The following is a 25,525-nucleotide window of genomic DNA, read 5'->3' as shown; positions in this document are numbered from 1 at the left end:
CATGTACAAGGTGAAAGACTATATTACTATTGACAAGGAGATTCTTTCCGGAAACCCTGTATTTAAAGGAACCCGTGTTCCAATTGAAACATTATTTGACCACCTGGAAAAAGGAGTTTCGCTTGACGAATTTCTGGGCGATTTTCCAACTGTGGCAAGAGAGCAAGCTATTGCGGTAATTGAAATTGCCAGTAAAATTCTAACCTCAAAAAATATCGAGCAGATATATGAAACTGCTGCTTGATGAAAATTTGCCAAAAAGATTAAAACTGGATTTTACTGAATTCGAAATATTCACCACTGCCGATTTAGGTTGGACAGGCGTAACGAACGGACGATTGCTTGAGTTGCTGATTGAGAATGATTTCAACGCGTTGTTAACATTTGATAAAAATTTGCAACATCAGCAAAACTTTATGCGGTATTCAATAGCTGTTTTGGTTATCGAGGCTTCTGATAACCGATATCAGACTTTAAAAAACCTCATACCAACTATTAAGCAAGTTTTAGCTCAACAACTAAAACCTGGTCCAACTATCGTGCGCGAACAGGGGTGATCAGTTGCCATTCACCGCACTGTCCATACGAACAATGTAGCGCCCGGCCGTGAACGGCTCATCGTTGTAGAAGCCCGACAAAATGCGGTGGGCAATTTGTTCTACAATCAGCTCATGATCGGTTTTACCTTCTTTGCCCCGCCAGAAAACCCGGTTGGGGTGGCGCTTCATGTCTTCTACATAAGCCTTTGCCCGATTGAATTGTTCATCGGTGAACGTAATGGTAAAGCAGGTTTTAACGCGTTGTGTATCCATAGTGCTGTAAGGTTTACAATTGATGTGCCAAATGAAAGCTAATCAAATTACGTCAAATTCATCTACCAAAGTCAAGCCCTTGCCCGCCATCGGGCATCGGTGTTCGCAGTTGGGACGGTAGGCATTATCGCAGTATTTTTGTGCCGGTATGAAAGATTTGCACGAAGTTGAGTTGAATAATGGCATCCGGTTGGTGTACCAGCAGGTTGACGGTACACACCTGGTTCATTGTGGTGTGTTTTTAGATGTGGGCAGTCGCGATGAGCGGGAGGAGACGCAGGGCATCACGCATTTTTGGGAACACCTGGCGTTTAAAGGAACGAAAAAAAGAAAGGCCTATCAGATCATCAGCAGCATTGATTCTGTGGGCGGTGAGTTGAATGCCTATACGGATAAGGAGAAGGTAGTTTTCTTTGCGTCTGTGCGCGATGAATATTTTGAACGCGCCATTGATGTATTGGCAGACATTACCTTTCATTCTGTTTTTCCCGAAAATGAAATTGAAAAGGAGCGCGGTGTAATCCTTCAGGAGATGGCCATGTACCTGGATAATCCGGATGATTCGTTGCAGGATGAATTTGAGTCGGTGATTTACCGCAAGCACCCGATGGGCATGAACATCTTAGGTAAAAAAGAGACGGTGCTGGGTTTTCACAGGCGCGATTTCACTGAATATTTCAAACAGCGGATAGACACACGCAGAATTGTGTTCAGCTGCGTGGGCGATCTGCCGGTGGCACAAGTTGAGCAGGCGTTTCAACGTTACTTTAATGTGAAGGCAACAAAGCGTTTGGCGAAGCGAAAACCTGCAGGGTTGTACAAACCCATGCAAAAGCAATTGCTGCGACCGGTTAAGCAAGCGAAGTGCGCAATCGGGCGGCCTGCTTATCCCATCCATCATCCCGACAGGATTCCGTTTTTTCTGCTGGTGAATATGTTGGGTGGCCCCGGAATGAACTCCCGGTTGAATATGGCGCTTCGTGAAAAGCATGGATACGTATATTCCATTGAAGCACACTATATGTCATATTCTGATACGGGCATGTTCGCAGTATTTTTTGGAACAAAACCCAGCAAGCTGGATCGGTGCATCGAACTGGTGCAACGTGAGTTGGATAAGTTTTGTGATAAACCGCTTACAGTACGTCAACTGAATGCTGCGAAGGAACAACTGAAAGGTCAGCTGGCTATGGCAGAAGAAAACAACCAGAGTTTGATGATGATGATGGGGCGGTCCATGCTGGACCTGAATCGTGTGCCTTCGCTGGAAGAAATTTTTAACATCATTGATGGCGTGAGCGCAAAAGACATTAATCGTGTTGCGCGGGAAATGTTCGATTCGAAAGGACTCAGTTATTTAACCATGGTACCTAATTAACAATGGATATTCTGCAACCCGACTTACAGCGCTATGCTGAACAACATACCTCCGCTGCGACTGATCTACTGAAGCGCATCGATCGGGAAACGCATGCCCGCGTTATGATGCCGCGCATGTTGTCGGGACATTTGCAAGGCAGGTTACTGGCCATGCTCAGCCACATGATTAAGCCTAAATCCATTTTAGAGATTGGAACCTACACGGGCTATTCAGCCATTTGCCTGGCAGAGGGGTTGGCACCCGGTGGCAAGCTCATAACCATCGATAGCAATGAAGAACTGGAAGACACGGTTCGCTCCTATATAAAGGAGGCCGGGTTGGAACAGACCATCGATTACCGGATTGGTAATGCACTTGAGTTGGTACCGAAGCTAACCGGCCCGTTCGACCTGGTGTTTATTGATGCGGATAAAGAAAACTACCACCGCTATTACGATTTCGTATTCAAACTCGTACCTTTGGGTGGTTATATTCTGGCCGATAACGTGTTGTGGAGTGGCAAGGTGTTGCAGTCGAAACCCGACAAAGACACCAAGGCAATTCAGGAGTTCAATGAAAAGGTTCAACATGACCCGCGTGTTGAAAACATCCTGATGCCGGTTAGGGATGGCATTATGATTGCACGTAAGGTTAAAGAATAATTTTTTAAGGCTGACCATTTTTTAAACGTAGCCATTATGCGATTAACAGCCCTTTTTGTTTTCCTGCTTCAGTGTGCGCTGGCTCAAAGCCCGGAAGTGCCACACAAGTTGAACTTTGCCGGCATCACCCTCACCATTCGCGATGATGCACGCAGGGAAATCCAGAAAGATGTAGATGCACTCACGCAGTATCCCAAGTACTTCAACATAAAAGTTGAGCGTGCCAAAACATATTTTCCCATCATCGAAAAAATATTTCAGCAAGAACGCCTTCCCGATGATTTTAAATACCTGGTGTTGCAGGAGAGCGCACTGATTGCCGATGCAGTTTCCGTTTCCAATGCGGTGGGCTTCTGGCAATTCAAAGATTTTACGGCCGTGGAGATGGGCCTGCGTGTGGATAAGGAAATTGATGAACGCATGAACATTGTGTCATCCACGCGTGCAGCGGCACAGTATCTGAAAAAGAACAACGCTTATTTCAATAACTGGCTGTATGCCTTGCAAGCCTACCAGATGGGGGCTGGTGGAGTAATGCGTGCTGTTAAAGACTATGAGAGCGGTACCAAGCACATGGAGATCACCAGCCAAACATATTGGTATGTGAAAAAATACCTGGCACATAAAATTGCTTTTGAAGGTGCCGTTAAGGGTGAAGGTGAAATTAAATTGCTCGAGTACGAAAACCGCAACAACCGCTCGCTTCATGCATTGGCAAAAGAAGTTTCGGTGGATGAAGAACAATTGCTGGCTTACAACAAGTGGGTTCGTAAAGGCCATATTCCACACGACCGTACCTACATCGTAGCCATACCGGTTCAGGGTGAATCCAAACAAACATACGCATCGGTAACAAAAGCCAATGCAGACTTTCAAAAAGTTGGTGAACATAAAAAGTTAGATGCGAAACCAGCGCTAGCCACGCGTTCTGATAAAAAGGTTTGGAATGGCATACCGGCCATTCAGGCGGAAGCCGGTGAAAATGCGGCTACGCTTGCCAAACGGGCTGGTGTTGGCTTGTCATTTTTCTTGTCGTGCAATGATCTGTCCATTACGGATCCGTTAGTAACGGGTAACTATTATTATCTGAAAAGAAAAAAGAACAAAGCATCTGCCAATGTACATGTGGTACGCAAAGCCGGTGAGCGTTTGTGGTCGGTGAGTCAGCAATACGGCATTCAACTAAAACGACTTGAACGATACAACCCAACCTTGTCTGTAAATGAGTTGCCGGTTGGTACAACTGTGTTGTTAACATCAGCAAACCGTGTGCAAACAAATGAACTGCAAGCGGCTGCTGTTGAAGTTGAACAGGATGAATTTTTTAATTGGGCTGTAGCGCCTGAACCGGTTACGGCCAGTATTTCAAACGAGGTTTCTGCATCAGTAGTAGTAACTCCTACTTCAAAAGGTGATACAACTACAACTAAGGTCGGAGATGTTGGAGAAAAGGACAAAACCGACCAAAACAATACAAGCCCCGTTTTGGTTGAGGAGGTAAAACCTACACAGCATACCGTTGCTGCCGGTGAAACGCTTTATGCACTATCCAAACGCTACAACGTGGGTGTGATGGACCTGGTAAACTGGAATAACCTGAAGATGGAGGAGGGCATTAAACCGGGGCAGGTGTTGAAATTAACGGGCCCGGTAGAGGAAGAAACTGAAAATGATGGATTTGTGGTGTATGAGGTTCAATCATCCGACACATTATATAGTGTGGCGCGCAAATATGGGGTAACCATTAAAGAGTTGATGGATTGGAATCAGAAGAAAGACTTTTCGGTTTCTGCTGGCGAAAAGCTTCGGATTCAAGTCAAGTAACCCTTGTTTTTCTTCTTATTTGGTAAAATTATTACGTCTGGGCGGCTAATTCTCTCCGCAATCCCCGAAAATGTTCAAAAAAGGATATTTTTGTGATCTGCGATTTTGTTTAAAAACTTAGGAAAGAAAATTTGATGCAAACGGATACAAAATCCATTGACCTGGTGATGCTGGTTGATGATAATGACACGGATAATTTTATCAGCAAACGTATCATTGAAATCACCAAATTTTCAAAGCGGGTTGAAGCAAAAGGTTCAGGCAAGGCTGCACTGGACTACCTGCGTGAAAACGAGAATAATCCTGAAAATCTACCCACACTAATCTTCCTGGACATCAACATGCCCATTGTTGATGGTTTCGTGTTTTTGTATGAGTTCGAAAAGTTCAACGAACTGGTGCGCAACAAATGCAAAGTCATCATCTTATCCAGTTCCGATAACAAGCGCGACATCGACAAGATCGTGAATAACAACCACGTGATAAAATTCATCACCAAGCCCCTGACCGAGGTGGCCCTGGAGGAAATCAAGCTGAATAACATCTAAAGAGTTTCTTTTACTGGTGCTGGCCATGGACCTCAGCTATACTTTTATTTTCTGAAAGGCTAAGCGCGGTTTTTTGATTTTACGTTTGTTCACTCAGTTTCTGTATCTTAGCACAAGTAAAAATTCATTTGTTATGTTGAAAAAGACTCTATTGCTGAGCACGTTTTCACTTTGTGTCATGCTGCTCTGTTCCCATTCACTTCAAGCGCAAATTGTTAAGCCTGATACTACTTCCAATTGGAAGAAGCGGTTTATGTTTAATGCAAGTTTCAACCAGGCATCTTTTTCATCGAACTGGAAGGCTGGTGGAATTAACTCGGTTGGTTTGAACGGAGCCCTTAATTACAAGGCCAACTACGCCAAAGACAAAATTACCTGGGATAATGAAATTGATTTTCTGTACGGTTTCGTAAACAACAGTGGCCAGGGTTTTCGTAAAACACTCGACCGCATGTTTTTTGATACCAAGGTGGGCTATAAGATCAGCGATAAATGGGACTTGTTCACATCGTTGAATTTTCTCAGCCAGTTTACAGAAGGGTATCGCTACAACGATGATGATACCCAGGATCTGATCTCCGATATTTTTGCTCCGGCATTTATCACGTCAGCATGGGGTTTACAATATCAGCCGGCCCCTTATTTTAAAGTGCGTATTGCACCGTTTGCACCCAGGGTTACGATTCTAAGTGATAATAACGGTCGTTTCGATGCGGTTGATCCGGTAAGTCCGTATGGCGTGTTGTTGGGCGAGACAACACGTTTTGAGTGGCTGGCGTTTCAGGCAACAGCTGATTTCGATAAGGACATTGCCAAAAACCTGAATTTGAAATGGCGTTACATGTTGTTTGCGAATTATGAAACGCTTGAAGGAAAGACTATCGACCACCGCCTTGATTTGATGCTTACCGCACAGGTGAACCGCTTTATCAGCGTGGGGCTGGGTGGTATTTTAATTTACGATTTCGATCAGGATGATGAAGTGCAGCTGAGCCAGAACTTCAATTTTGGATTCCGGTACACGTTCCAGAATTACGAGGAAAAGAAGTAGTTAAGGGCAGTCCCGTGGACAACGTGACAAAGTTTTTAGAGATACTTTATGTGAGTATCCGTAAAGAGTCCTAACTAACGAGTTAACGTCATTGCGAGGGATCCCGATAATCCCGATAGCTATCGGGATCGGGAGACCGAAGCAATCTCATTTTTTAATTTAAAATTGGGATTGCTTCGCTACCGCCCGCCTACCGCAGGCAGGCTCGCAATGACGGGGTATTTAGGACTTGAAGCGGATACTCATAATACTTTATTTCTAAAAATCCGGATCGAGCCCGAGTTTTTCTTTTAGTTCGAGTAAAAGCGGATTCTTTTCTGCGAGGTGTTCAAACTTTTCGCGGTTGGTGTAGATCACTTTTTTTGAGTCTGTGTTTTTGTTCTCGCCCGTAACCTGAATGGAATAGTTTTGCAGGCTCTCCCGAATGAATTGCATCAAATCGCTTTTCATTTCATTCAGCAAGGTCTCCTGAACCGGGTTCATCAAATGCAGCACAATGGTTGAATCGTGTATCTCAAACTCTTGCGTAAGCAATTGATATTCGGCTTTGTACTTTTTGCGTTGTTCCGCAAATGCTCTCCAGGTTTCCTGAAGCTGTTCGGTAGTAAAAGGTTTATTGTCAACCTGCTTTACGGGCGCAACGGTTTTTTCTTCGGTTGCCGATTCTGTAGTTAGAATGGAATTCAGGGCAGGAATTTTTGGCGTGCTTTTTTGTTTGGAAAACCGACTGGTGCCATTGCCGTTTCCATTGCCATTTGTAGGCTTGGGAGGTTCAGGAATTTTTGGGATGGATTGTGTGACTGGCGGAGCAACTTCAGTAGTCTCTTGAGGCGCTACGGGTTCGTCACTAATTTTTTTTTTACTGCCTCTTGTTGAGGAAGTGATGCCAGGTTAAGCACGGATTGTACATGCGCCATTTTCATCAACGCCAACTCAACAGAAAGGCGCTGGTTTTTGCTGCTCTTGTAGTTGATGTCGCATTGATTGGCAATGTTGAGCCAAGAAAGCAGGAGGGAAGGCGGAGCAGCCTGTGCCTGCTCGGCATATTTTTTCTTTACATTTTCCGGTACTTCCATCAGTTGTGTGGTGCGCGCATCCTGCGATACCAGCAAATTCCGGAAGTGCTCACTCAATCCCACAATGAAATTTTGTCCGTCAAAACCTTTTTTCAGGATTTCGTCCAAAATCAACAAAGGTTGGGTGTGGTTCTGCGTAAGCAAGGCATCCACCACCGAGAAATAGTAATCGTAGTCGAGAATGTGCAGGTTGCTGAGCACATTTTTGAAGGTGATTCCTTTACCTGAGGAATAAGTCACCATCAAATCGAAAATCGATAACGCATCGCGCAGCGCACCATCGGCTTTTTGGGCAATCAGGTGCAAGGCTTCATCTTCCGCCTTGATGCCTTCATGCTTGGCGATTGTTTTTAAATGACCGCTGATGTCGGAAATCTGAATCCGGTTGAAATCAAAAATCTGGCATCGCGAAAGGATGGTTGGAATAACCTTATGCTTTTCGGTAGTAGCCAGAATGAAAATGGCATATGGCGGTGGTTCTTCAAGCGTTTTCAAAAAAGCATTGAAAGCCGCATTGGAGAGCATGTGAACCTCGTCTATTATATATACTTTGAATTTGCCGAATTGGGGCGGGTAGCGTACCTGGTCGATCAGGCTACGGATGTCTTCCACCGAATTGTTCGAGGCGGCATCCAACTCAAAAATATTGAGTGTATTGGTTTCGGCTTTTTCTTCAAATCCATTGATCAGCCGGGCTACAATACGCGCACAAGTGGTTTTTCCTACCCCCCGCGGGCCACAAAACAGGAGGGCCTGCGCCAGTTTATTATTGTCGATGGCATTTTTGAGCGTGGTGGTAATGTGCTCTTGTCCCACCACCTCAGCGAACCCGGTAGGCCGGTATTTTCGTGCCGAAACGACAAAATTATCCATGCGGCAAATTAACCTTTTTAGGATGCAAATCGGAAAAACTACTCATCAAAAAAAACTGGCAATACGAGGGGCAAAATTGTAGCTTTCACCATACTCAACTTAAAATCATTTTCCTATGAAAAGAATCCTATACGTTTTACTGGTTCTATGCGGCACAACGCTGTTCGCACAGGAAAACCTTACGTATCAGCGACCACCGGAAGAAATTGCCCGGTTGTTGGAAGCACCGCTTACACCGTTCGTAACATTTTCGCCCGATAAGCAGTGGATGTTGCAATTGGAGCGTTCCGATTATCCAACCATTGAGCAACTTTCGCGGCCCGAATTGCGCATCGCGGGTATGCGCATGAACCCGGCCAACTTTGGCCCCAGCCGGGGGAATTATATCATTGGCATTACCGCCAAACGAATTAAGGATGGCCAGGAGGTGGCTATAAAAAATCTTCCGGCAAACCTGTTGATTAGCAGCGCAAGCTTTTCGCCCGACAGCAAGAAGTTGGCGTTTCTGCAAAACAATCCTGATGGCATTGAGCTGTGGGTAGTGGATATGACCACATTTACAGCATCAAAAGTGACCGATCGAAAAATCAATGCTGTTTTTGGTGGAGCGTTCGAATGGCTATCGGACTCACAGCATATATTGTTTACTGCCGTTCCGCAAAACCTGAAGGCCCTCCCGGAAAAGAGCCGCGTACCAGCCGGACCAATTGTTGAAGAGAACCTGGGTAAGCGCGTGCCTTCCCGCACGTATCAGGATTTGATGAAAAATCCGTACGATGAATCCGTCTTCGATTATTATACCACTACTGATCTTGTGCTGAAAAATATTGGCGGAGAAGAAAAAGTAATAAGTCCTTCAAAAATTCATTACAACTTTTCTCCATCACCCGATGGAAAACTAATTCTGACAGAAACCATTCAGCGTCCATACTCTTACCTGGTTACAGTTTACAGTTTTCCAAAACAAGTGAACGTGTTGGACACCAACGGTAAACTGGTTGTGGATGTAGCCACCATTCCGTTAACAGACTACATACCGACAGCCTTCAACGCAACACAACGCGAACCACGTAGCCACAATTGGCGAGCCGATAAACCGGCTACCTTGTACTGGGCGCATGCGCAGGATGGAGGCGATCCAAAAACAAAAGCTGACATCCGTGACAAGGTGTTTACCTGGGACTTTCCCTTTAAGGATGAACCAAAAGAATTGATCAGCTTACCCCTTCGCTACTCCCGTGTTGCTTGGGGTAACGATCAGGTGGCGTGGGTGTATGAACGCTGGACCAGCGATCGTAAAGAACGTGTGTACCAGGTTAACCCGACTTCGGGTGCAAAGAAAACCGTGTTTGACAGAAACTATGAAGATGCTTACAATGATCCGGGGAGCGTGCTTACCGAAGTCAATGCTTATGGTCGTTATGTATTAACCATTAATAAAGACAACAGCGTTTACCTGACCGGTCAGGGGGCAAGCCCGCAAGGCAACATGCCGTTTTTGGATAAGATGGATTTGAACACCGGAAAAAAATCACGGTTGTGGCAATGCCAGGCACCGTACTATGAATACGTAGTAACCTTGCTGGATCCAAAAAAGCGTGTGTTTGTTACTTCGCGCGAATCGAATACCGAAAACCCGAATTACTATTTACGTACAGCCGGATCAACCAAATCAACTCAACTTACTGCTTTCGCACACCCATATCCACAGATAAAAGATGTTAAGAAAGAAGTGTTGAAGTATAAGCGCAATGATGGTGTGGAGTTAACTGCCGATCTCTATCTGCCTCAAGGCTATAAGAAAGAAGATGGTCCGTTACCGGGATTGGTTTGGGCGTATCCGCGCGAATTCAAATCGGCTGATGCTGCAGGGCAGGTCAAAACGTCTCCGCATATGTTTACCCGTTTAAGTTGGGGCGGACCGATTTACTGGGTAACGCGTGGCTATGCCGTGCTCGATAATGCTTCTATGCCCATTATTGGTGAAGGCGACAAAGAACCGAACGACACGTACATTCAGCAACTGGTAGCCAGTGCACAAGCTGTGGTTGATCATGCTGCATCATTAGGTGTTGTTGATCCGAATCGTGTGGGCGTTGGCGGGCATTCGTATGGCGCTTTCATGACAGCCAATTTGCTGGCACACTCCGACATTTTCAAAGCCGGTATTGCACGAAGCGGTGCATACAACCGAACGTTAACGCCATTTGGTTTTCAGGCCGAGGAGCGTACGTATTGGCAGGCACCTGAAATTTATTACCAGATGTCGCCTTTCTCGTATGCCGATAAGTTGAAAGAACCGATTTTATTTATTCACGGTGAAGCCGACAATAACTCGGGCACTTTCCCCATCCAGACAGAGCGTTTTTATAACGCCATTAAAGGCCATGGTGGAACATCGCGTTATGTAGTGTTGCCGTACGAAAGCCACGGCTATGCGGCTAAAGAAAGTATTTTGCATACGTTGTGGGAAATGGATCGCTGGCTGGAGACCTACGTGAAAAATGCAGAGAAGCAGGCACGTAAGTAAAATTCAGTCATTTAATCTTTTGTTGAGATGCCGGCTTTTCTGTCGGCATCTCTTTTTTGTATTGTTGTAAGTATTAGCTGCATTTTAAATGACCTGGGCCGAGCGGATTATTACTTTTAATCAATCATTAAAAATTGAGGCTAAACTCCCAAAAGGCGTGGAGGTGCTTAATCCGTTTACCGATACGCTTACATGTGAGCTCAGTAAAAAATTTTATTTCAGGTATTACAATGACTCAAATCCGAGAACTTTGATACTCGGCATTAATCCGGGGCGATTTGGTGCCGGTTTAACCGGGGTTCCATTTACTGATCCCATCAAGTTGGAAGAACGTTGTGGCATTGCCAACACCCTTCCAAAAAAAGCTGAGCTTTCTGCGGATTTTATCTGGATGATGATTGATGCCTATGGAGGCCCGGAAAAATTTTTCAGTCAATATTATATCAGTTCGATTAGTCCGCTGGGGTTTACCCTTGATGGGAAAAACTTAAATTATTATGACGATAAACGGTTGGAGCAAGCCATTACACCGTTTGCTGTCGATAGCCTTCATAAGCAACTTGAATTTGGTTTAAAAACTGATGTGTGTTATTGCCTTGGGGAGGGAAAGAATATTCAATATTTATCAAAACTGAATGAGGTAAATCACTTTTTTGAAACCCTCATTTCGCTTCCCCATCCGCGTTTTATTATGCAATACCGCAGAAAAAGGCTGGATGAATTTTTAGCGCTTTATATCCGCCAACTCCGGTAATTTATCGCCTTAATGGCATGGTCATCGGAGCGTGTGCCTGTTAATCCAAACCGGTGGTTACATTTGTTCCTGGAAAACATAATAACCTAATGAGACAAATAAGTAAGCATATGAAACGCGTGAAATTGATTCCCTTATTCTTTCTGACCCTTCTTTCAGGATTTATCATGATGTCCTGTTCAGAAGATGGAAAAAATGCACGGTTGGAAGTACGTCTGACTGACGCACCCGGTGATTATGAAGAAGTGAACATTGATATTCAGGGCGTTCAGGTACACGCTTCCAGTGATGATACGGAAGGCGGATGGAAATCCCTGGATGTTACCCCCGGGGTGTATAACCTGCTTGAACTGACTAATGGATTGGATACATTGTTGGGAGCAATTGAGTTACCGGCTGGTCGCATTTCACAAGTACGATTGATTTTAGGAAACAACAACACGCTTAAGGTAGATGGTGAAACCCATTCACTGACTACGCCAAGTGCACAGCAGAGCGGGTTAAAGCTGAATGTTAATGCCGATTTGATTGAAGGGATTACATACACCCTGTTGCTTGATTTCGATGCAGCCCGTTCAATTGTTATAGCGGGTGCCAGCGGCAAGTATTTGTTGAAGCCGGTTATCCGAACCATTACAGAAGCCACCAGTGGTGCCATTGCCGGAACGATTTCCGAGCCATTGGCAAAACCAGCCGTTTATGCCATTGTTGCTGATGACACGTTAGGTACTACGTACGCCAACGATGAGGGTAAGTTTTTGATTAAGGGCTTACAGCCGGGTTCCTATACCGTTTCTTTTTCGCCTGTAACCGGATATTCGATTGCTGACATTACGGATGTTGCGGTAACCTTGGGAAATGTGACCGATTTGGGTGAAGTGGCGGTTGATGTAGAAGAATAATACATCCGGATTTACTAAAGAACATAGTGGAAGGATGGTCGAGGAGGCCATCCTTTCTTTTTATCAGATTTTTTCCTCCCATGTATTTGATTAATTTTGCGCACTCTAGCCGTTGTTCACGGCCATGCCTCCGTAGTTAAATGGATATAACGAGAGCCTCCGGAGCTCTAGGTGCAGGTTCGATTCCTGCCGGGGGTACTTATCATTTATGCCATGTACTGTGCTTAGGTACTTAAAAGTGTTAATCACGACTTTTACTAGAGGCCATCTCAAAAATAGAAATACAGAAAACACGAAGGGCACAAAGGCTTACACAAAGGCCTCAAAGTGATTCAATAAAGCGACTTTTTCTTTGTGAACCTTGCCTGCGGCAGGCGGGCTTTGTGCCTTCTTTGTGTGCTTGTGGTTAAACTTATTTTTGTGATAGCAATATAAAGGTCATTATGAAAACCTGAATGAAAGCCTGAAGCAGCATAATTCAGTAGAATAAGCATTGTCGTAGTGAATTCGTAGTCAATTCACATCCAACCTAAGCTCTTTCCTAACCTTCTTTGTGAGTTTTTGACCGACCAGTTTGTATGATCGTGTAATGAGTTGATTCAGTTCCTTCTGTTTCACCTGTGTGAGATCAGTTACACTTACCCATTTGGCACGCGCCATGTATGGTGCGGGCATGAAACCTTCGCGCAGGGTCAGTTCATCAAACACTTCATCGTCTACTTTAAAGGAGATTCGAAGCGGTTTCTCCAATGATGCAACGCAAAACATTTTTCCGCCAACAGAAAAACATAAATCATTATCCCATTTGATATCTTCGGTTACTGCTTTGAATGATGTGCACAGCGCTTGAAGTTCTTCAATGTTCATGTTGTGATGTTGTGTGATGAATTTTCAGTTGATGTGAATGATGGTATGAGCAACGAAAATGTGAAGTGCAAATATTTTACGAAATATTTTGCAAATATGAAATCAAGTGCTACCTTTATTTAGCTTTTTAATAAATGTTTAACTAAAAACTAAAAACGCTATGGCAAAGAAAGCGAAGAAAGCTGCCAAGAAGAAAGCAGCAAAGAAAAAAGTAGCCAAGAAAAAAGTAGCTAAGAAAGCTAAGAAGGCTGCAAAGAGGAAGAAGTAAGTTGATGAGATCATCAACAAACAAAAAGAGCTGATCGATGATCGGCTCTTTTTGTTTTTAGCGCCTTTTGCAATTATTTCTTATCACCGCTTTGAGCAGATTGAATAACCATGGAAGCCAAAACCGCCACCGAAAGCGTAAGCACAATGAAAGCGAGTGATATCTCTATGGGTATTTTGTAAAAATCGGCAATACACATCTTTACTCCGATGAAAATCAGAATAGCTGCCAGTCCGTACTTCAGGTAGGTGAAATACTTTTCAATGCCTGCCAGTGCGAAGTAAAGTGATCGTAATCCCAAAATGGCAAATACATTGGAGGTATAGACAATGAACGAATCATCGGATATGGCGAGTATGGCGGGAATACTATCCACAGCAAAAACCAGATCGGTTCCTTCAATAACCATCACCACCAGGAATAAAGGTGTTGCCCACAGCTTTCCATTTTCGCGTATGAAGAAGTTATCGGCCCTGAACTCGGGCGTGATTGGAAAAATCCTACGAAGAAATTTCACAAACGGATTCGAATCCAGGTCTACCGGTGCTTCTTTCTGGGTAAGAAAGCGAATGCCTGTGAATATGAGGAATCCACCAAATACATAAATGAGAAAGTGGAAATTGTGAATTAATTCCACCCCAGCCAGGATGAAGATGATGCGCATGACCAACGCACCTAAAATTCCCCAGAACAAAACCTTATGTTGATATTCTGCAGGCACTTTGAAATAGGAGAAGATCAGGATGATGACGAAAATATTATCGACACTCAGCGATTTTTCAATGACATAGCCCGTAAAGAATTCAAAGGCTTTGGTTTCACCAAGGTGGAAGTAAACAAACACGTTAAACAAAAAGGCCAGAAAGACCCAAAAGGCTGTCCAGCCAAGAGCGGCCTTCACGGTTATCTGTTTTGATTTGCGGTTGAATACACCCAAATCAAGAACCAGCATAATCAAAATGAAGATGTTAAAGGAAATCCAAAGAATTGATTGATTCATAAAAGTGATTAAGAAAGATGATTGATAAGCGACTCACCACCCTGGTAGCGGTAAGCGGGTGTGGCGTATATCCACAGCATGAATCAACTGGTCTTATAACCTGAGCACCCGATTGAGGAGGAACAATGGCTTTCTGCTTTGGAAGGTACCGGTTATGATTTGCTTAAGCGGTGTTCCTTTGTTTAGCCATACTAATCGAGGTCGTGGGGTGCAGACCTGTTCCTTGGTTTTGCCGGTAAGTACCCGGTACTCAACCTGAAGATTTCCCCGAACGGGTGCTTCGCGTTCAACCGGATTAAACGAATCCAGGTTGCCCCGTAGCGGAATATCCGCGTTAAGGGCTACCAGCATGGTAAGCACAACGGTAAAGGAATATTTACTGAATGTCTGAATCATGCTTTTAGCAGGAATTGTTAAGTGAACGGTGTTTTGTTCGAAATGTTTACCGGTTCAGGCCAATCTCCCATTTACAATTCTTATAGCAGCCATAACAAACATAAATAAAAATCTATTGATCACCAGCCGTAAAATTGCCTCAGAAATTTACAGGATATGAAGAGCAAGGCATTGATCAGAAAAAGGTATGTAAAACCGGTTGCCAACCGACCCCTGCAGCATACGTATACAAGAGAACCACAGGCATACCGTGCCATACCGGATGTGCGGTTATTGGTAATTGGTGTTGCGCTGGGTATACTGGTCATGCTCATTATTTTTTCGGCCAGTGGCCTGCTTGGCGATTTATGGGTAGCCTTGGGAATTGTGGCTGAACTGGCAGCTCTGCATGGGCTGTCGGTATCGCAAGGGTAAAAAAGTGGAGCCGCAGGGAATCGAACCCTGGTCCAGAGAAGATGATAATCGTATCTTCTACATGCTTAGTTGACTTTACTTGTCGGGAATAGCAAGGCAGGCAACAGCCAAATTACTCCTTAGTTACTTTGTCTTAACCGCACGCTGTAACTTCGTGCAGTGCAGTTCCGCAAAACGACACCGCTAAATCAGCACCTGCAGAACAACGTGCTGAGCGATGATGGCCCTCCGATTCTTAATCGGAGTAAGCTAATCTAACGTACCGTCAGATTAAGCAGCCATGGCGTAGTTATTCTCGCCACGTATGGTTTAGGACTATCTTTCAAGGCTCTCATCCTATGAGCCTGCATGCTTACACACGTCATCACACATCCTGTCAAAACCGGTCGGCCCCAATATTTCAAATAACACTGCCTGAAACCCCAGGCAAAAGGGAGACAAATATACACGTAAAATGGTTCCTTTGTGATTGGTTTATAAGCAAAGAATCAGCCCTGCTTTTCCTTCCACTCCTTCAATTGTCGTTGTAGGGTGTCTGTTACTTTATGGATACCCTCTTCAAACGACTCAAATTTTTTGCTGACAAACAGGTCGTTTCCGGGAATCACCACCCGCACTTCGCAAATCTTATTGTCACGTTTATCAGATTTTTCTACCCGTAACACCACCCGACTTTCAACAATGCGATCGCTAAAGCGTTCCAGCTTTTCAACTTTTTCATTCACCAGGTCGAGTAAATCTTGTTTGGGGGTAAAATCAAGTGTTTGAATATGAATTTTCATGGCTATTAATTTTCGATTGGTTGTAAGGTTAATGAACGATGATTTTACTGAAACGCACAATACTTCAGTCATTTTTTCAGGCTGATCTTTGTCAGTCGGAGGTTGGTTTCAGTATAAGTTTAAGTTTTGTCTGTTGTACAATCTCCTCCCGATTCATCATCATTTTTCGGTATTGGCCAGTGGCAAACATTTCCGCCTGATCCTTGTAGTAGGCGCTCATGACATTACCGCTTTGCCCGGTAGGTGAAACCGTTTCGCCTTGTTCAATATTGGCGAAGTCGGTCACTTTACGCAAGGCCGGTCCGCCTATCACGGGGAAGTATCCGGTGGTGTCTATACTAAACAGTAAGTTATTCAACACTTCATTTCCGCCACCAACTTCAAACGCGCCCACATTGAAAAATTTATTCAACGGTTTAACATCTTTAAACGCATGTGGGTGAGTAAGGGTATGTATTTTTCCCCATGTCCATTGTTCGGGCTTGTTGCCACAAATTTTCTTAAGGAGCCTTATCGTTTCCTGTGCTGATTCGACTAAGATGTCTTCGCGTGATTCTTGTTTGTCTTTCGTGCGCACATCATCCCACCACGGTGAAGAAGCGTTGGCAATAAACGTGTGGTAGGAGTTTTTCGGAACAGAAGTGCCATGCAGGGATTTTAATGCCGTAACACCAATCTCATCCTGCATTGACCGGTAGGTTATCTGCGAAAGCATGTTGTAATAGATGGAGGGCGCTGTCTGTGTTTTAGTGTGATCACCATTCCAGTTTTTGAGTTCGCGAACAATCACACCGAGTTCGGCATCATCTGCGTAAGCATGAAGGGCATCTGCCATGATGTGAGCTGTTTCGGCTTGCTGGTGAGAAGTAATATCAAGTTGAATGGCCTTCATGTCGGCCATTGAAAACTTTTTGTCGGATGAGAGCAATTCATAAATACGTCCTGCACGACTTTTCGGGTAGTAATATCCCGGATACAAAATACCATCCACGCTATCGGGTTGGTTATTAGCGGAATAAACAAAGCCCCAGGGCGGATTGATGGCGTGCGGGTTTTTATCGAAATCATAATAACCTTGATATTCATCGTTGCCACTGGCACCATCCAGGAAGAGTTTACTCTGTACATGTGCTGGCCGCACCGGAAGTTTAGCCGCAGCCCACCACGCAATGTTGCCATCGGTATCGGCATACATTACATTGAGTCCGGGGGCGGAGAATTTCGAAACAGCATCACGTGCTTCGCTAAAAGTGGATGCGCGATTCAGCTGATAAGCGGCCTGAACGGCATTGTTTTCCACCTGAAGCAAGAGCCAGGAAAGTGCTACAGGGTTTCCAGCTTCTTCAACATTTTCAACGATGCCATTAATGATTGGGCCGTGCCGACTGGTTTGCACCAGAAAGTTGATGTCTTCCTCACCATGTACTTTAATTACTTCAGTTCGGGTTTTAAGTTTTTCCCAGCTTTCCTGAAATTTTACATAGGTTGAATCTTCTGGGTTGGGTATTTCAACAAAAAAATCCACATCATCGTTTTCAAACATGGTAAGGCCGAATCCGCAATAGCGGTTGTTACCAAGCAAACCAAACGGAATGCCGGCCAGGTGATGTCCGTAAAAGCTGAAGCCCGGATATTCGATGTGCGCCTCATACCAAACTGCAGGCTGTGAAAAGCCAATGTGTGTGTCGTTGGCAAGTATTGGAAACCCTGAAACGGATTTCGCACCCGAGACTACCCAACCGTTGCTGCCTTGTAAAAGTGGAACGGGAATTTTTTCGATGGCTTCATTAATTTTTGAGATGAGCTGGTTGGAGGCAGTTGGTTTGAGTTCACCATCATGGTTTTTGATCAGTACAGCGTCTGGTGGTGTTTGCACAGCAAGGTCTTTGAGGTATTCATCTCCCCATTCGGTTTTGATTTTTTGTAAAACCGGGTCGGCATGGAACCCTTCGGCAAACCCAAACGACATAAACCCCACTGCGAGGTAAATATCTTCGGGAGTAAATTCCTGCTTAGGTATACCCATAATGGAAAATTCGATAGGCACTTTGCCTGTGTTGATATACTGGTTGATGCCTTTCTGATAGGCATGCGCAGCGCGTTGAAAGGAAGCGGTATCACCAGAAAGAAATTTTGCAGCATGTTCTTTGGCAAAGTGATTGATGCCCAGTGTTCTGAAAAATTTGTCGACCTCAACCAACTCAGGTCCCAATACTTCGGCTAACCTGCCCGAAGCAGCACGCCTGAGCATTTCCATTTGAAAGAGCCGGTCTTGTGCGTGCACATAGCCAAGTGCATAGTAGGCATCTTCTTCATGTTGTGCATAAATGTGTGGTATACCCCATTCATCGTACAACACTTCAACATCGGCTTGCAGGCCAGGAAGAGTCAAGGTTCCATCCAACGTTGGCTTGGTGGTTAGTAAGTAACCATAAATGGATAGCGCGATGAGGATACCCAAGAGTAGAAATGCAATAATTACCCGCTTGATAAATTTCATAAGAACAGCATTAAAGTGCGTTGAAAACAAGAAATGAATTGATGGCAGCAAAGGCTATGAATACGGCAACGGCCGAAATAAAATTGATTTTTTTAGCCTGAATAGCATTCCCTTTATGATAGCTATGCAACGTTACCGCGCTTAGAAACAAAATGATGAATATGCTGAGAAACGTGATGGAATGAAGGGAATCAACCAGCGTAAAGGTGTTGGATTCAGGTAACAAGGAATCGATAATGTATTTATTACCGACAGCAGCAAACAAACCACCCACGGGTAAGCCAAACCTGGGCTCAAGTTCATTCACTTGCAGCCCGAAACTTACCATGGCAATCAGAAAGGCAATGTACATCCCTGAGAAAAGCTTCCAGAACAGACCCCAGCCATCGCGTTCGATGTCGATAATGATGTCGAAAGAGGAATATTCAGAATGAAGCATGTCGGAGGAGGGATCTCCAAAAACGGTGGTATATTCTTTATCGTTGGCGATCACTTCAAAATTGGAGATGCTCCAACCATCCAACGTCAATTCGCGATCGTAACCGCTTCCTAGTTGGTCGGGCTTAAACACAAGACTGCTTTTATCGAAAATCGTATTTTCAATATGTACAACCAGATGCTGTTTGTCGAACGGGTAGTTGCCTACTTTCCAGTTTTGTTTCATGGTGGCGCGGAGCTTCATCAATTGCCAGGTGGTGCCATCCACAACATCCACAATGGTAAGGGGTTCATCAATAGATTTTGCATTCGGAATATCCAGTTGTTTTGACAGGTCGAAACCAACGTTGTCGAACAAAGCCCATAGCCAAAACCGGAGCGTGTACTCCTTATCTTGAAAATTAATGTCATGAATGCTGATGATGTAGGCACCGATTTTTATGGTATCGGGTGCCGAATCGACAGGTAGGTCTTCATCCTGCGGAAATCCGTAGAGCGATGTGGTAAGCAGGATTAGGGTGAGGATGAAGCGTTTCATTACAGGTTATCCTCCAAATTATGGAGTTTTTCGGAAGTTTCGAAAAGGAGTACTATTTTCGGGGCATTAAATTTTTAAACTATGCATACCGGTTTATTACACACTCATTCGCTGTTGCGCTATTTCGTGCTGATCATGTTGGTTGTTGTGGTGATTGTTTCGCTGCTGAAGTGGCTGGGCAAGAAACCCTATACCAAACTCGATAATAAACTGGGACTTTACCTCTTCATTTTCACCCACCTGCAATTGCTGATCGGGCTAATACTCTATTTTGTGAGTGATGTGGTGCAATTTAATGCGGGCACCATGAAGAATGCTGAACTCCGGTACTGGGCTGTTGAACACCTTTCTTTAAACCTGATCGCCATTGTGTTGATTACCCTGGCGCGTACCACTTCTAAGAAAATGGGTGATGACACCGCCAAACACAGGCGCATGTTTGTGTTTAATGTGCTGGCCCTAATCATCATTTTTGTTTCACTCAGCATGAGTGGGCGAGGTATCCTGATTCCCGGTACGTTTTAATTAAGCCATTCGCTGCAAAAAGTCGCCCGGTTACTGAATTCAGCGTTTTTATAGGCTGAATTGTGCGCCAATGTTTTTACCTTTATAAATGGTAAAAAATATAGGAACAATGTATCGCTTACTTTTCATTATTCTATTCTCCGCATTCACGCTTCTATCATCTGCGCAGGAGTTTGCACCGCGCTATGAAATGGTTAAGCTAAATAAGGAGGTGAATTCCTTCTATCATGATGCGGCACCTATCATTTCCATCGATGGCACCAAGCTGTATTTTTTTGTGCACAATCACCCTGAAAACACATTTGGAAAAACAGGTAGTGATGACATCTGGATGTCGACCATTAAAGAAGATGGAACATGGGGTGCTCCTGTTCACCTGAATAATCCGTTTAATATTCACCGCAGCAACCAGGTTTTTACGGCTTTGCCGGATGGTTCTCTCTTTATTAAAGGAGGCAGGCAAAAGGATACCAAAGGATTTTCCATAGTGACCGGTGGCTCACTTGCTGAAATTGAAGTTCCGGGTTTTAAAGAAATGAATAAGGGCCGATTCTATGGGGCCAGCATGTCGTCCGATAAGAAGCATATGATCATTTTTCTTGGTGAGATGACGAACAGCACACGCAGTAATTTATATGTAAGCAACCTGGGTGCGGATGGTAAATGGTCGCGCCCGGTAAAATTGAATATCAGCACACGCGATGATGACTTCGGTCCGTTTATCGGCCCCGATGACAAAACCCTGTACTTTGCCAGCGATAGAAATGTTCCCGGAAAATTTGGGAAGTCGGATATTTACAAGACCACACGCCTGGACGACTCCTGGCAAAAATGGAGTGAACCAGTGAACATGGGTTCACCCATCAACACGGCTGCCGGTGAAATGTATTTCTGCATCGATAAAACCGGTAATGTATTTATGAGTCGCTCGGTAATTGGTGGAGATGGCGGAACGCTTGATTTATGGAAGCTTGTGCCTCGCGATATTACCGTAAAAGTGGTGGGCACTATTTATAATGAGAAAACGCAACAGCCCATTGATGCGAACGTTCAGGTGAAGCCGGCCGGATCGGAAGTGATTCAATTGCATGCGCAGGCAGATGGTAAATTCGAAACCAACATTCCTGAAGTAAGCGGTGTTTCGGTTTCAGCTTCCCGGGCTGAATTCCTGCCAAAAGATATTTCTATTCCGTTACCCGACCAACTCGGCAACGACACCACACTTTATGTTGACTTGTACCTGACGCCTATTGCGAAAAAATTATTACTGACAGGTACCGTGTATGATAACAAAACCATGAAACCTGTTTCAGCAAACCTGCAAATACAACTGAAGGAGGATCGGAGAGTGAACTTTTCAATGCGTGCTGGAAATGGAAAGTATGAGCAAGAGATTAAGCGGACGGGTTGGTATATGTACGTGGCCACTGCCGAAGGCTATGTAAACGCTACCGATAGCGTTGAAGTAATCAGTGAAGAAATAACACCGGTTATCAAGGACATCATTTTACAACCGATTGAAGTTGGCTTAACGGTGCGGTTGAAAAATATCTATTTTGATTTTGATAAGACCACCTTGAAATCCGAATCCTTTGTAGAACTGAATAAGGTGGTTGATTTTCTGAAACAAAATGCTTCCATTTCCATCCAGATTGAAGGCCACACCGATAGCAAAGGTTCGGATGACTATAACCTGAACCTTTCGCAAGGCCGTTCGCAGTCAGTGGTGGATTACCTGATCAGTCAGGGAATTGATGCTTCGCGTTTAAGTGCGCAAGGTTTTGGCGAGAGCACACCCATTGACACCAACGATACCGATGCCGGCCGTGCCAACAACCGCAGGGTTGAGTTTAGGGTGGTGAAGATGTAGGATTGGTTGATGGGGCCTTCGGGAGCCTCAGGCCACGGAGGTGGCTTCGGGTGCCTCAGCCACCGGAAGGTTGTTTGCCTGAGGCCCTCGAAGGCAACACCTCCATAAAATTATTTACACAACTATTCATTGCTGACAATCCGTTGTCACTCCCCGGTTTGAGCTTGTGATGAAATTAACATTCACACAAAACTCAATCATTATGACACAAACACAGCAGGAAACGAGAACCGTAATCACAGGTGAGCAATTATTGAAACATTGGCAAGGACATCGCGCCCTCACAAGAAGGGTAATTGAAGCCTTTCCGGAGAAGGAACTGTTCACCCATTCTATTGGCGGTATGCGCACGTGTGCAGCACTTGTTCAGGAGTTGCTGGCTATTGCGGTACCCGGCTTACGCCAGATTGCGCTGGGATCAACAGAGGAATTGAAGGAACATCTTGAGTTGAACAACAGCAAAGCAAAACTTTTGCAACTCTGGGATGAGGCAACACCGGAGATCAACCGGTTGTGGGCATTAATTCCGGAAGAGAAGTTTCAACAATCCATTGTTACATTCGGACAATACGAGGGCACCGTATGGTCGTCTGTTTTCTATTTTATTGATAACGAAATTCATCACCGGGCGCAGGCGTATGTGTATTTACGTTCGCTCGGCATTGAGCCGCCTGCTTTTTGGGAGCGTTAGTGTAAAAAGTTGACAGTTGGCAGTATGCAGGAGGTAGTCGCTTGCTGCATGCTGTTGATTGCTTGTTCAGGCTTCTATTGTATTTTTGGTACATGGAGCGAATCCGTAAAATCGTTGTTCAGGGAAAGGAGATTCTGGCTATTGATTATTCCCGTTTGAAGGAGCCTGGGATGATTAACCTGGCCATAGAGGTGAAGCAATTAATACTGCATGACGCGGATCATAAACTTATCATCAATTCATTTCACCATGTATTTGTAACGCCTGGGTACGTTCGGCACATGGAACACGAATCGGGAGAAATCAAACACCTGATTAAGCGCAATACACTTGTAGGATTGAATTTGCCCAAGATGATGATTTTAAAAGGCTTCAACCTTCTCATGAATACTGATTTCAGGGCCTTTGCTACAGAAAAGGAGGCTATTGAATATTTGATTGGAGAACCACTTATTGAATACGTTGCGCCCATCTTCACGCGATAATCGTCAGAACTTTTTCGGGTTTTGTTTCATCCAAGTAAAATAAACCCGATATTCAGACAGTTAATTCATTAGTCCCCTAAACCCTCACATCATGCGCGTTAAAAATTTCCTACTTCCTGTATTTGCTGCGTTGTTGTTATCCGCATGCAAAAAGGAGCCTATTGTAACTAAAATTCGTTCTGAGGTTTTGAATATTGAACCTGGAACGGAGATAAAGCTCACGTATTTAAGTGATGCAATGGGATATGAAAGTAAAGAACCCATCGTAACAGCCACAACCGATTCTCTTGGTCATTTTCAGATGGAAGCAACAATCGACAAGCCCGGATACTATTCATTGTCGGGTGTTTATGTTAGACTTTACCTGAAGCCTGGTTTTGATTTTACAATAAAGGGAGATTATAAGAACAAGGATACATCGCTTGCTTTTGAAGGAAACGGAGCAGACTATCAACAGACAATGTTGCATTTGAATAAATCAATGTTTGTTCCATTCAGAGACCTGGTTATGCGCGAACCGGCAGCTTTTGAGGATACATTGAAATTGATTTTCAGTAAGGCAACAAATTTTCTTGACTCATCTAGTCTGCAAATAACTGATGAGCTTTTTTTGAATAGTCAGAGAGCTTTTTTACAAGCTAAAAAATCGGAGTGGTATTCCTATTATCCAAGTAACTATAAGTATTATGCTGGAAAGGAACCGGAGTATACGCCCGATAGCTTAAAAACGTACTGGTCAGTTTTTGAACAACACGCAACCGCAGGCATGCTTCATCCGGATTACCGAAGCGCGGCTAATGTATATTTTAGTGATTTAAATTACCTCACTGAAAAGGCTTACCAAAAGAAGGAGAATCTGGAACAGATACCTGATTCGGTATCGCATCAATTGGAAAAGGAAACACTTGGAAAAATTACCAATTTAGAATTGCGCGAGTTAGCTTATGCAACGCATGTTTATAATCACATTCAGTTTTCGGGTATTGATAATCTAGGTGATCGTTTTGATTGGTTTAAGAGTACATTTCCCGAATCTGCATATACCCCAAGATTACAGCAAGCCTACAACAAATGGCTGAAACTTGCGAAGGGGAACCCGGCACCCGACTATACAGGATTAACACCCGATAGCATCTCACGTTCATTGGCTGACTACAAGGGAAAAGTCGTGTACGTTGATGTGTGGGCTACCTGGTGCGGGCCGTGTCGGGCTGAGTTTCCGAATTCGAAGATTTTAAAAAATGAATACAAAGACGAGGAGGATTTGGTGTTTATGTATGTTTCGATTGATTCGGATAAACCTGCATGGAAAAAATACCTGACAAATGATCCGGAGTTTACCGGAGAGCACTTGTTTGTTGACGGGGCTTGGAATTCAGAAATTTGCAAGGCCTATAATATAATGGCAATACCACGCTACCTGCTTATTGATAAGGACGGAAAGATTGCAGATTCAAATGCTCCGCGTCCTTCATCTGGCGAGGTTATTCGCAATGCCATTAATGCGCTTTTATAAAATTAAATTTTGATTTACATGCCTGCTTACGTTATTGTTGATGTTAACATTACCGACCCTGTGCGGTACGAAGACTATAAAAAACTAACCCCTGGAATTGTGGGTTCATACGGTGGAAAATTTATAGTGCGCGGTGGCCCTACCGAAGTGCTGGAAGGAGATTGGAAACCCGGAAGGGTTGTAGTGTTGGAATTTCCTGATATGGAGAAAGCCAAGGCCTGGTACTATTCATCGGAATACACCGAAGCGAAAAAGATCAGGTTTGAGGCTTCAACCGGAAAGATGATTTTGGTAGAAGGGTTTTAATTGAAAAGGATTACCGGATCTGGTTCAGACTCACATAATCCCGAATCAGGTTAATGGCATCTTTTACCGTGTTTACTGGCGTAACGCGATAGGTTCCGATTTTTTTGAAAAACATAACCGTAAGTTCATCCTGCGAAAGTAGAATTACTTTTTTATTGGCTTTAATCGCCAATGCAACTTCTGAAGCTGTTCCGGCTGCCATACCCAATACTACAATTACGTGACTGCTCAGCACCGTAATGTTGTTACGTGCACTGCCCATGCCGGTAACAATTTTAAGTTGTGCATAAGGGGAGGAGCCCCGGGTTGAGTCGGCCGGCAACACCCCAATGGTTAACCCGTTGTTATCGCTTGCGCCTTTCATGGCTGCATGCATCACACCAAACTCACGGCCCCCGGTTAACAACACCCAACCTTGCTTGGCAATGGCTTCACCCAGTTCGTAGGCCAGTTCATTTTCTTCCGGTGACGCATTTTCACCCGGCCCCATTACACCAATAATTGTTTTTGATTTCATTTCGGGTTAAAGATAAAATG

27 protein-coding genes, 1 tRNA gene and 1 other RNA gene are annotated in these 25,525 nt (G+C 44.3%); 18 read left to right on the top strand and 11 right to left on the bottom strand.

What is annotated here, in order from left to right; all coding sequences use genetic code 11:
- Position 1 precedes the first annotated feature (1 nt).
- Together QY309_12930 and QY309_12925 are read left to right on the top strand one after the other, a co-directional pair.
- Positions 2-244: a DUF433 domain-containing protein gene (locus QY309_12930; GenBank protein WKZ58770.1), complete on the top strand. Its 243-nt coding sequence runs from the start codon at positions 2-4 to the stop codon at positions 242-244.
- On the top strand, positions 228-557 hold the full coding sequence (locus tag QY309_12925) for a hypothetical protein (GenBank protein WKZ58769.1): 330 nt from the start codon (positions 228-230) through the stop codon (positions 555-557). Before QY309_12930 ends, QY309_12925 begins: the two co-directional genes overlap by 17 nt.
- On the opposite strand, the gene QY309_12920 is transcribed toward QY309_12925, so the two are convergent.
- Complete coding sequence (locus QY309_12920; GenBank protein WKZ58768.1) at positions 558-812, bottom strand: hypothetical protein; 255 nt, start codon at positions 810-812, stop codon at positions 558-560.
- Positions 813-960: 148 nt separating this feature from the next.
- Here QY309_12920 and QY309_12915 point away from each other — a divergent pair, with 148 nt between their 5' ends.
- From QY309_12915 to QY309_12895, 5 genes are all read left to right on the top strand, one after another.
- Positions 961-2,190, top strand: coding sequence for a pitrilysin family protein (locus QY309_12915; protein WKZ58767.1), 1,230 nt, complete (start codon positions 961-963; stop codon positions 2,188-2,190).
- 2 nt (positions 2,191-2,192) lie between these two features.
- A complete protein-coding gene (locus QY309_12910; protein WKZ58766.1) occupies positions 2,193-2,834 on the top strand; it encodes an O-methyltransferase in 642 nt (213 codons plus the stop codon).
- A gap of 36 nt (positions 2,835-2,870) precedes the next feature.
- A complete protein-coding gene (locus QY309_12905; protein ID WKZ58765.1) occupies positions 2,871-4,658 on the top strand; it encodes a LysM peptidoglycan-binding domain-containing protein in 1,788 nt (595 codons plus the stop codon).
- Positions 4,659-4,792: 134 nt separating this feature from the next.
- A complete protein-coding gene (locus QY309_12900; GenBank protein WKZ58764.1) occupies positions 4,793-5,206 on the top strand; it encodes a response regulator in 414 nt (137 codons plus the stop codon).
- Positions 5,207-5,339: 133 nt separating this feature from the next.
- Entirely contained in the window at positions 5,340-6,257 is a 918-nt protein-coding gene (locus QY309_12895) for a DUF3078 domain-containing protein (protein ID WKZ58763.1), read from the top strand.
- A 258-nt stretch (positions 6,258-6,515) separates the two neighbouring features.
- Here QY309_12895 and QY309_12890 read toward each other — a convergent pair whose 3' ends face one another.
- Together QY309_12890 and dnaX are read right to left on the bottom strand one after the other, a co-directional pair.
- Entirely contained in the window at positions 6,516-6,791 is a 276-nt protein-coding gene (locus QY309_12890; protein WKZ58762.1) for a hypothetical protein, read from the bottom strand.
- Between the two features lie 299 nt (positions 6,792-7,090).
- Entirely contained in the window at positions 7,091-8,206 is a 1,116-nt protein-coding gene (gene dnaX / locus QY309_12885; protein WKZ58761.1) for a DNA polymerase III subunit gamma/tau, read from the bottom strand.
- Between the two features lie 115 nt (positions 8,207-8,321).
- Between dnaX and QY309_12880 the strand changes: the two genes are divergently transcribed.
- The 4 genes from QY309_12880 to QY309_12865 all read left to right on the top strand — a co-directional run bounded on the left by QY309_12880 (position 8,322) and on the right by QY309_12865 (position 12,590).
- Complete coding sequence (locus tag QY309_12880) at positions 8,322-10,736, top strand: prolyl oligopeptidase family serine peptidase (protein WKZ58760.1); 2,415 nt, start codon at positions 8,322-8,324, stop codon at positions 10,734-10,736.
- 88 nt (positions 10,737-10,824) lie between these two features.
- The gene (locus tag QY309_12875) at positions 10,825-11,490 is read left to right on the top strand and encodes a DUF4918 family protein (GenBank protein ID WKZ58759.1); all 666 of its coding nucleotides are present in this window, start codon (positions 10,825-10,827) and stop codon (positions 11,488-11,490) included.
- A 110-nt stretch (positions 11,491-11,600) separates the two neighbouring features.
- The gene (locus QY309_12870) at positions 11,601-12,392 is read left to right on the top strand and encodes a DUF4382 domain-containing protein (GenBank protein ID WKZ58758.1); all 792 of its coding nucleotides are present in this window, start codon (positions 11,601-11,603) and stop codon (positions 12,390-12,392) included.
- A 126-nt stretch (positions 12,393-12,518) separates the two neighbouring features.
- A tRNA-Arg gene (locus QY309_12865) sits at positions 12,519-12,590 on the top strand.
- A 315-nt stretch (positions 12,591-12,905) separates the two neighbouring features.
- On the opposite strand, the gene QY309_12860 is transcribed toward QY309_12865, so the two are convergent.
- The 3 genes from QY309_12860 to QY309_12850 all read right to left on the bottom strand — a co-directional run bounded on the left by QY309_12860 (position 12,906) and on the right by QY309_12850 (position 14,923).
- Positions 12,906-13,259, bottom strand: coding sequence for an MmcQ/YjbR family DNA-binding protein (locus tag QY309_12860; protein WKZ58757.1), 354 nt, complete (start codon positions 13,257-13,259; stop codon positions 12,906-12,908).
- Positions 13,260-13,600: 341 nt separating this feature from the next.
- Positions 13,601-14,527, bottom strand: a complete 927-nt coding sequence (locus QY309_12855) for a TerC family protein (GenBank protein ID WKZ58756.1) — start codon at positions 14,525-14,527, stop codon at positions 13,601-13,603.
- 93 nt (positions 14,528-14,620) lie between these two features.
- The gene (locus QY309_12850; GenBank protein WKZ58755.1) at positions 14,621-14,923 is read right to left on the bottom strand and encodes a hypothetical protein; all 303 of its coding nucleotides are present in this window, start codon (positions 14,921-14,923) and stop codon (positions 14,621-14,623) included.
- 156 nt (positions 14,924-15,079) lie between these two features.
- Between QY309_12850 and QY309_12845 the strand changes: the two genes are divergently transcribed.
- Positions 15,080-15,337, top strand: coding sequence for a hypothetical protein (locus tag QY309_12845; protein WKZ58754.1), 258 nt, complete (start codon positions 15,080-15,082; stop codon positions 15,335-15,337).
- A 2-nt stretch (positions 15,338-15,339) separates the two neighbouring features.
- Here the strand turns inward: QY309_12845 and ssrA are convergent.
- The 4 genes from ssrA to QY309_12825 form a co-directional block, all read right to left on the bottom strand.
- Positions 15,340-15,731, bottom strand: a transfer-messenger RNA (tmRNA) gene (ssrA, locus tag QY309_12840).
- Positions 15,732-15,825: 94 nt separating this feature from the next.
- A complete protein-coding gene (raiA, locus tag QY309_12835) occupies positions 15,826-16,119 on the bottom strand; it encodes a ribosome-associated translation inhibitor RaiA (protein WKZ58753.1) in 294 nt (97 codons plus the stop codon).
- 91 nt (positions 16,120-16,210) lie between these two features.
- Positions 16,211-18,619, bottom strand: coding sequence for a penicillin acylase family protein (locus tag QY309_12830; GenBank protein ID WKZ58752.1), 2,409 nt, complete (start codon positions 18,617-18,619; stop codon positions 16,211-16,213).
- A gap of 10 nt (positions 18,620-18,629) precedes the next feature.
- Positions 18,630-19,595, bottom strand: a complete 966-nt coding sequence (locus QY309_12825) for a hypothetical protein (protein ID WKZ58751.1) — start codon at positions 19,593-19,595, stop codon at positions 18,630-18,632.
- 81 nt (positions 19,596-19,676) lie between these two features.
- Here QY309_12825 and QY309_12820 point away from each other — a divergent pair, with 81 nt between their 5' ends.
- The 6 genes from QY309_12820 (at position 19,677) to QY309_12795 (ending at position 24,988) form a co-directional block, all read left to right on the top strand.
- Complete coding sequence (locus QY309_12820; protein ID WKZ58750.1) at positions 19,677-20,120, top strand: cytochrome B; 444 nt, start codon at positions 19,677-19,679, stop codon at positions 20,118-20,120.
- 109 nt (positions 20,121-20,229) lie between these two features.
- On the top strand, positions 20,230-21,990 hold the full coding sequence (locus tag QY309_12815; protein ID WKZ58749.1) for an OmpA family protein: 1,761 nt from the start codon (positions 20,230-20,232) through the stop codon (positions 21,988-21,990).
- Between the two features lie 202 nt (positions 21,991-22,192).
- Positions 22,193-22,681 carry a DinB family protein gene (locus tag QY309_12810; GenBank protein WKZ58748.1) on the top strand — a complete coding sequence of 163 codons (489 nt, stop codon included), beginning with the start codon at positions 22,193-22,195 and terminating at the stop codon, positions 22,679-22,681.
- 92 nt (positions 22,682-22,773) lie between these two features.
- Complete coding sequence (locus tag QY309_12805) at positions 22,774-23,166, top strand: hypothetical protein (GenBank protein ID WKZ58747.1); 393 nt, start codon at positions 22,774-22,776, stop codon at positions 23,164-23,166.
- A gap of 91 nt (positions 23,167-23,257) precedes the next feature.
- On the top strand, positions 23,258-24,682 hold the full coding sequence (locus QY309_12800; GenBank protein ID WKZ58746.1) for a TlpA disulfide reductase family protein: 1,425 nt from the start codon (positions 23,258-23,260) through the stop codon (positions 24,680-24,682).
- An 18-nt stretch (positions 24,683-24,700) separates the two neighbouring features.
- A complete protein-coding gene (locus QY309_12795) occupies positions 24,701-24,988 on the top strand; it encodes a DUF1330 domain-containing protein (GenBank protein ID WKZ58745.1) in 288 nt (95 codons plus the stop codon).
- Between the two features lie 10 nt (positions 24,989-24,998).
- Here QY309_12795 and QY309_12790 read toward each other — a convergent pair whose 3' ends face one another.
- Positions 24,999-25,505, bottom strand: a complete 507-nt coding sequence (locus tag QY309_12790) for a TIGR00725 family protein (protein WKZ58744.1) — start codon at positions 25,503-25,505, stop codon at positions 24,999-25,001.
- Positions 25,506-25,525: the final 20 nt, after the last annotated feature.

It is taken from the genome of Cyclobacteriaceae bacterium, assembly GCA_030584025.1.
In the GTDB taxonomy this organism is placed as follows: domain Bacteria; phylum Bacteroidota; class Bacteroidia; order Cytophagales; family Cyclobacteriaceae; genus UBA2336.
The sequence above is the reverse complement of the archived record's forward strand: the minus strand, read 5'-3'. Positions and strand labels throughout refer to the sequence as shown.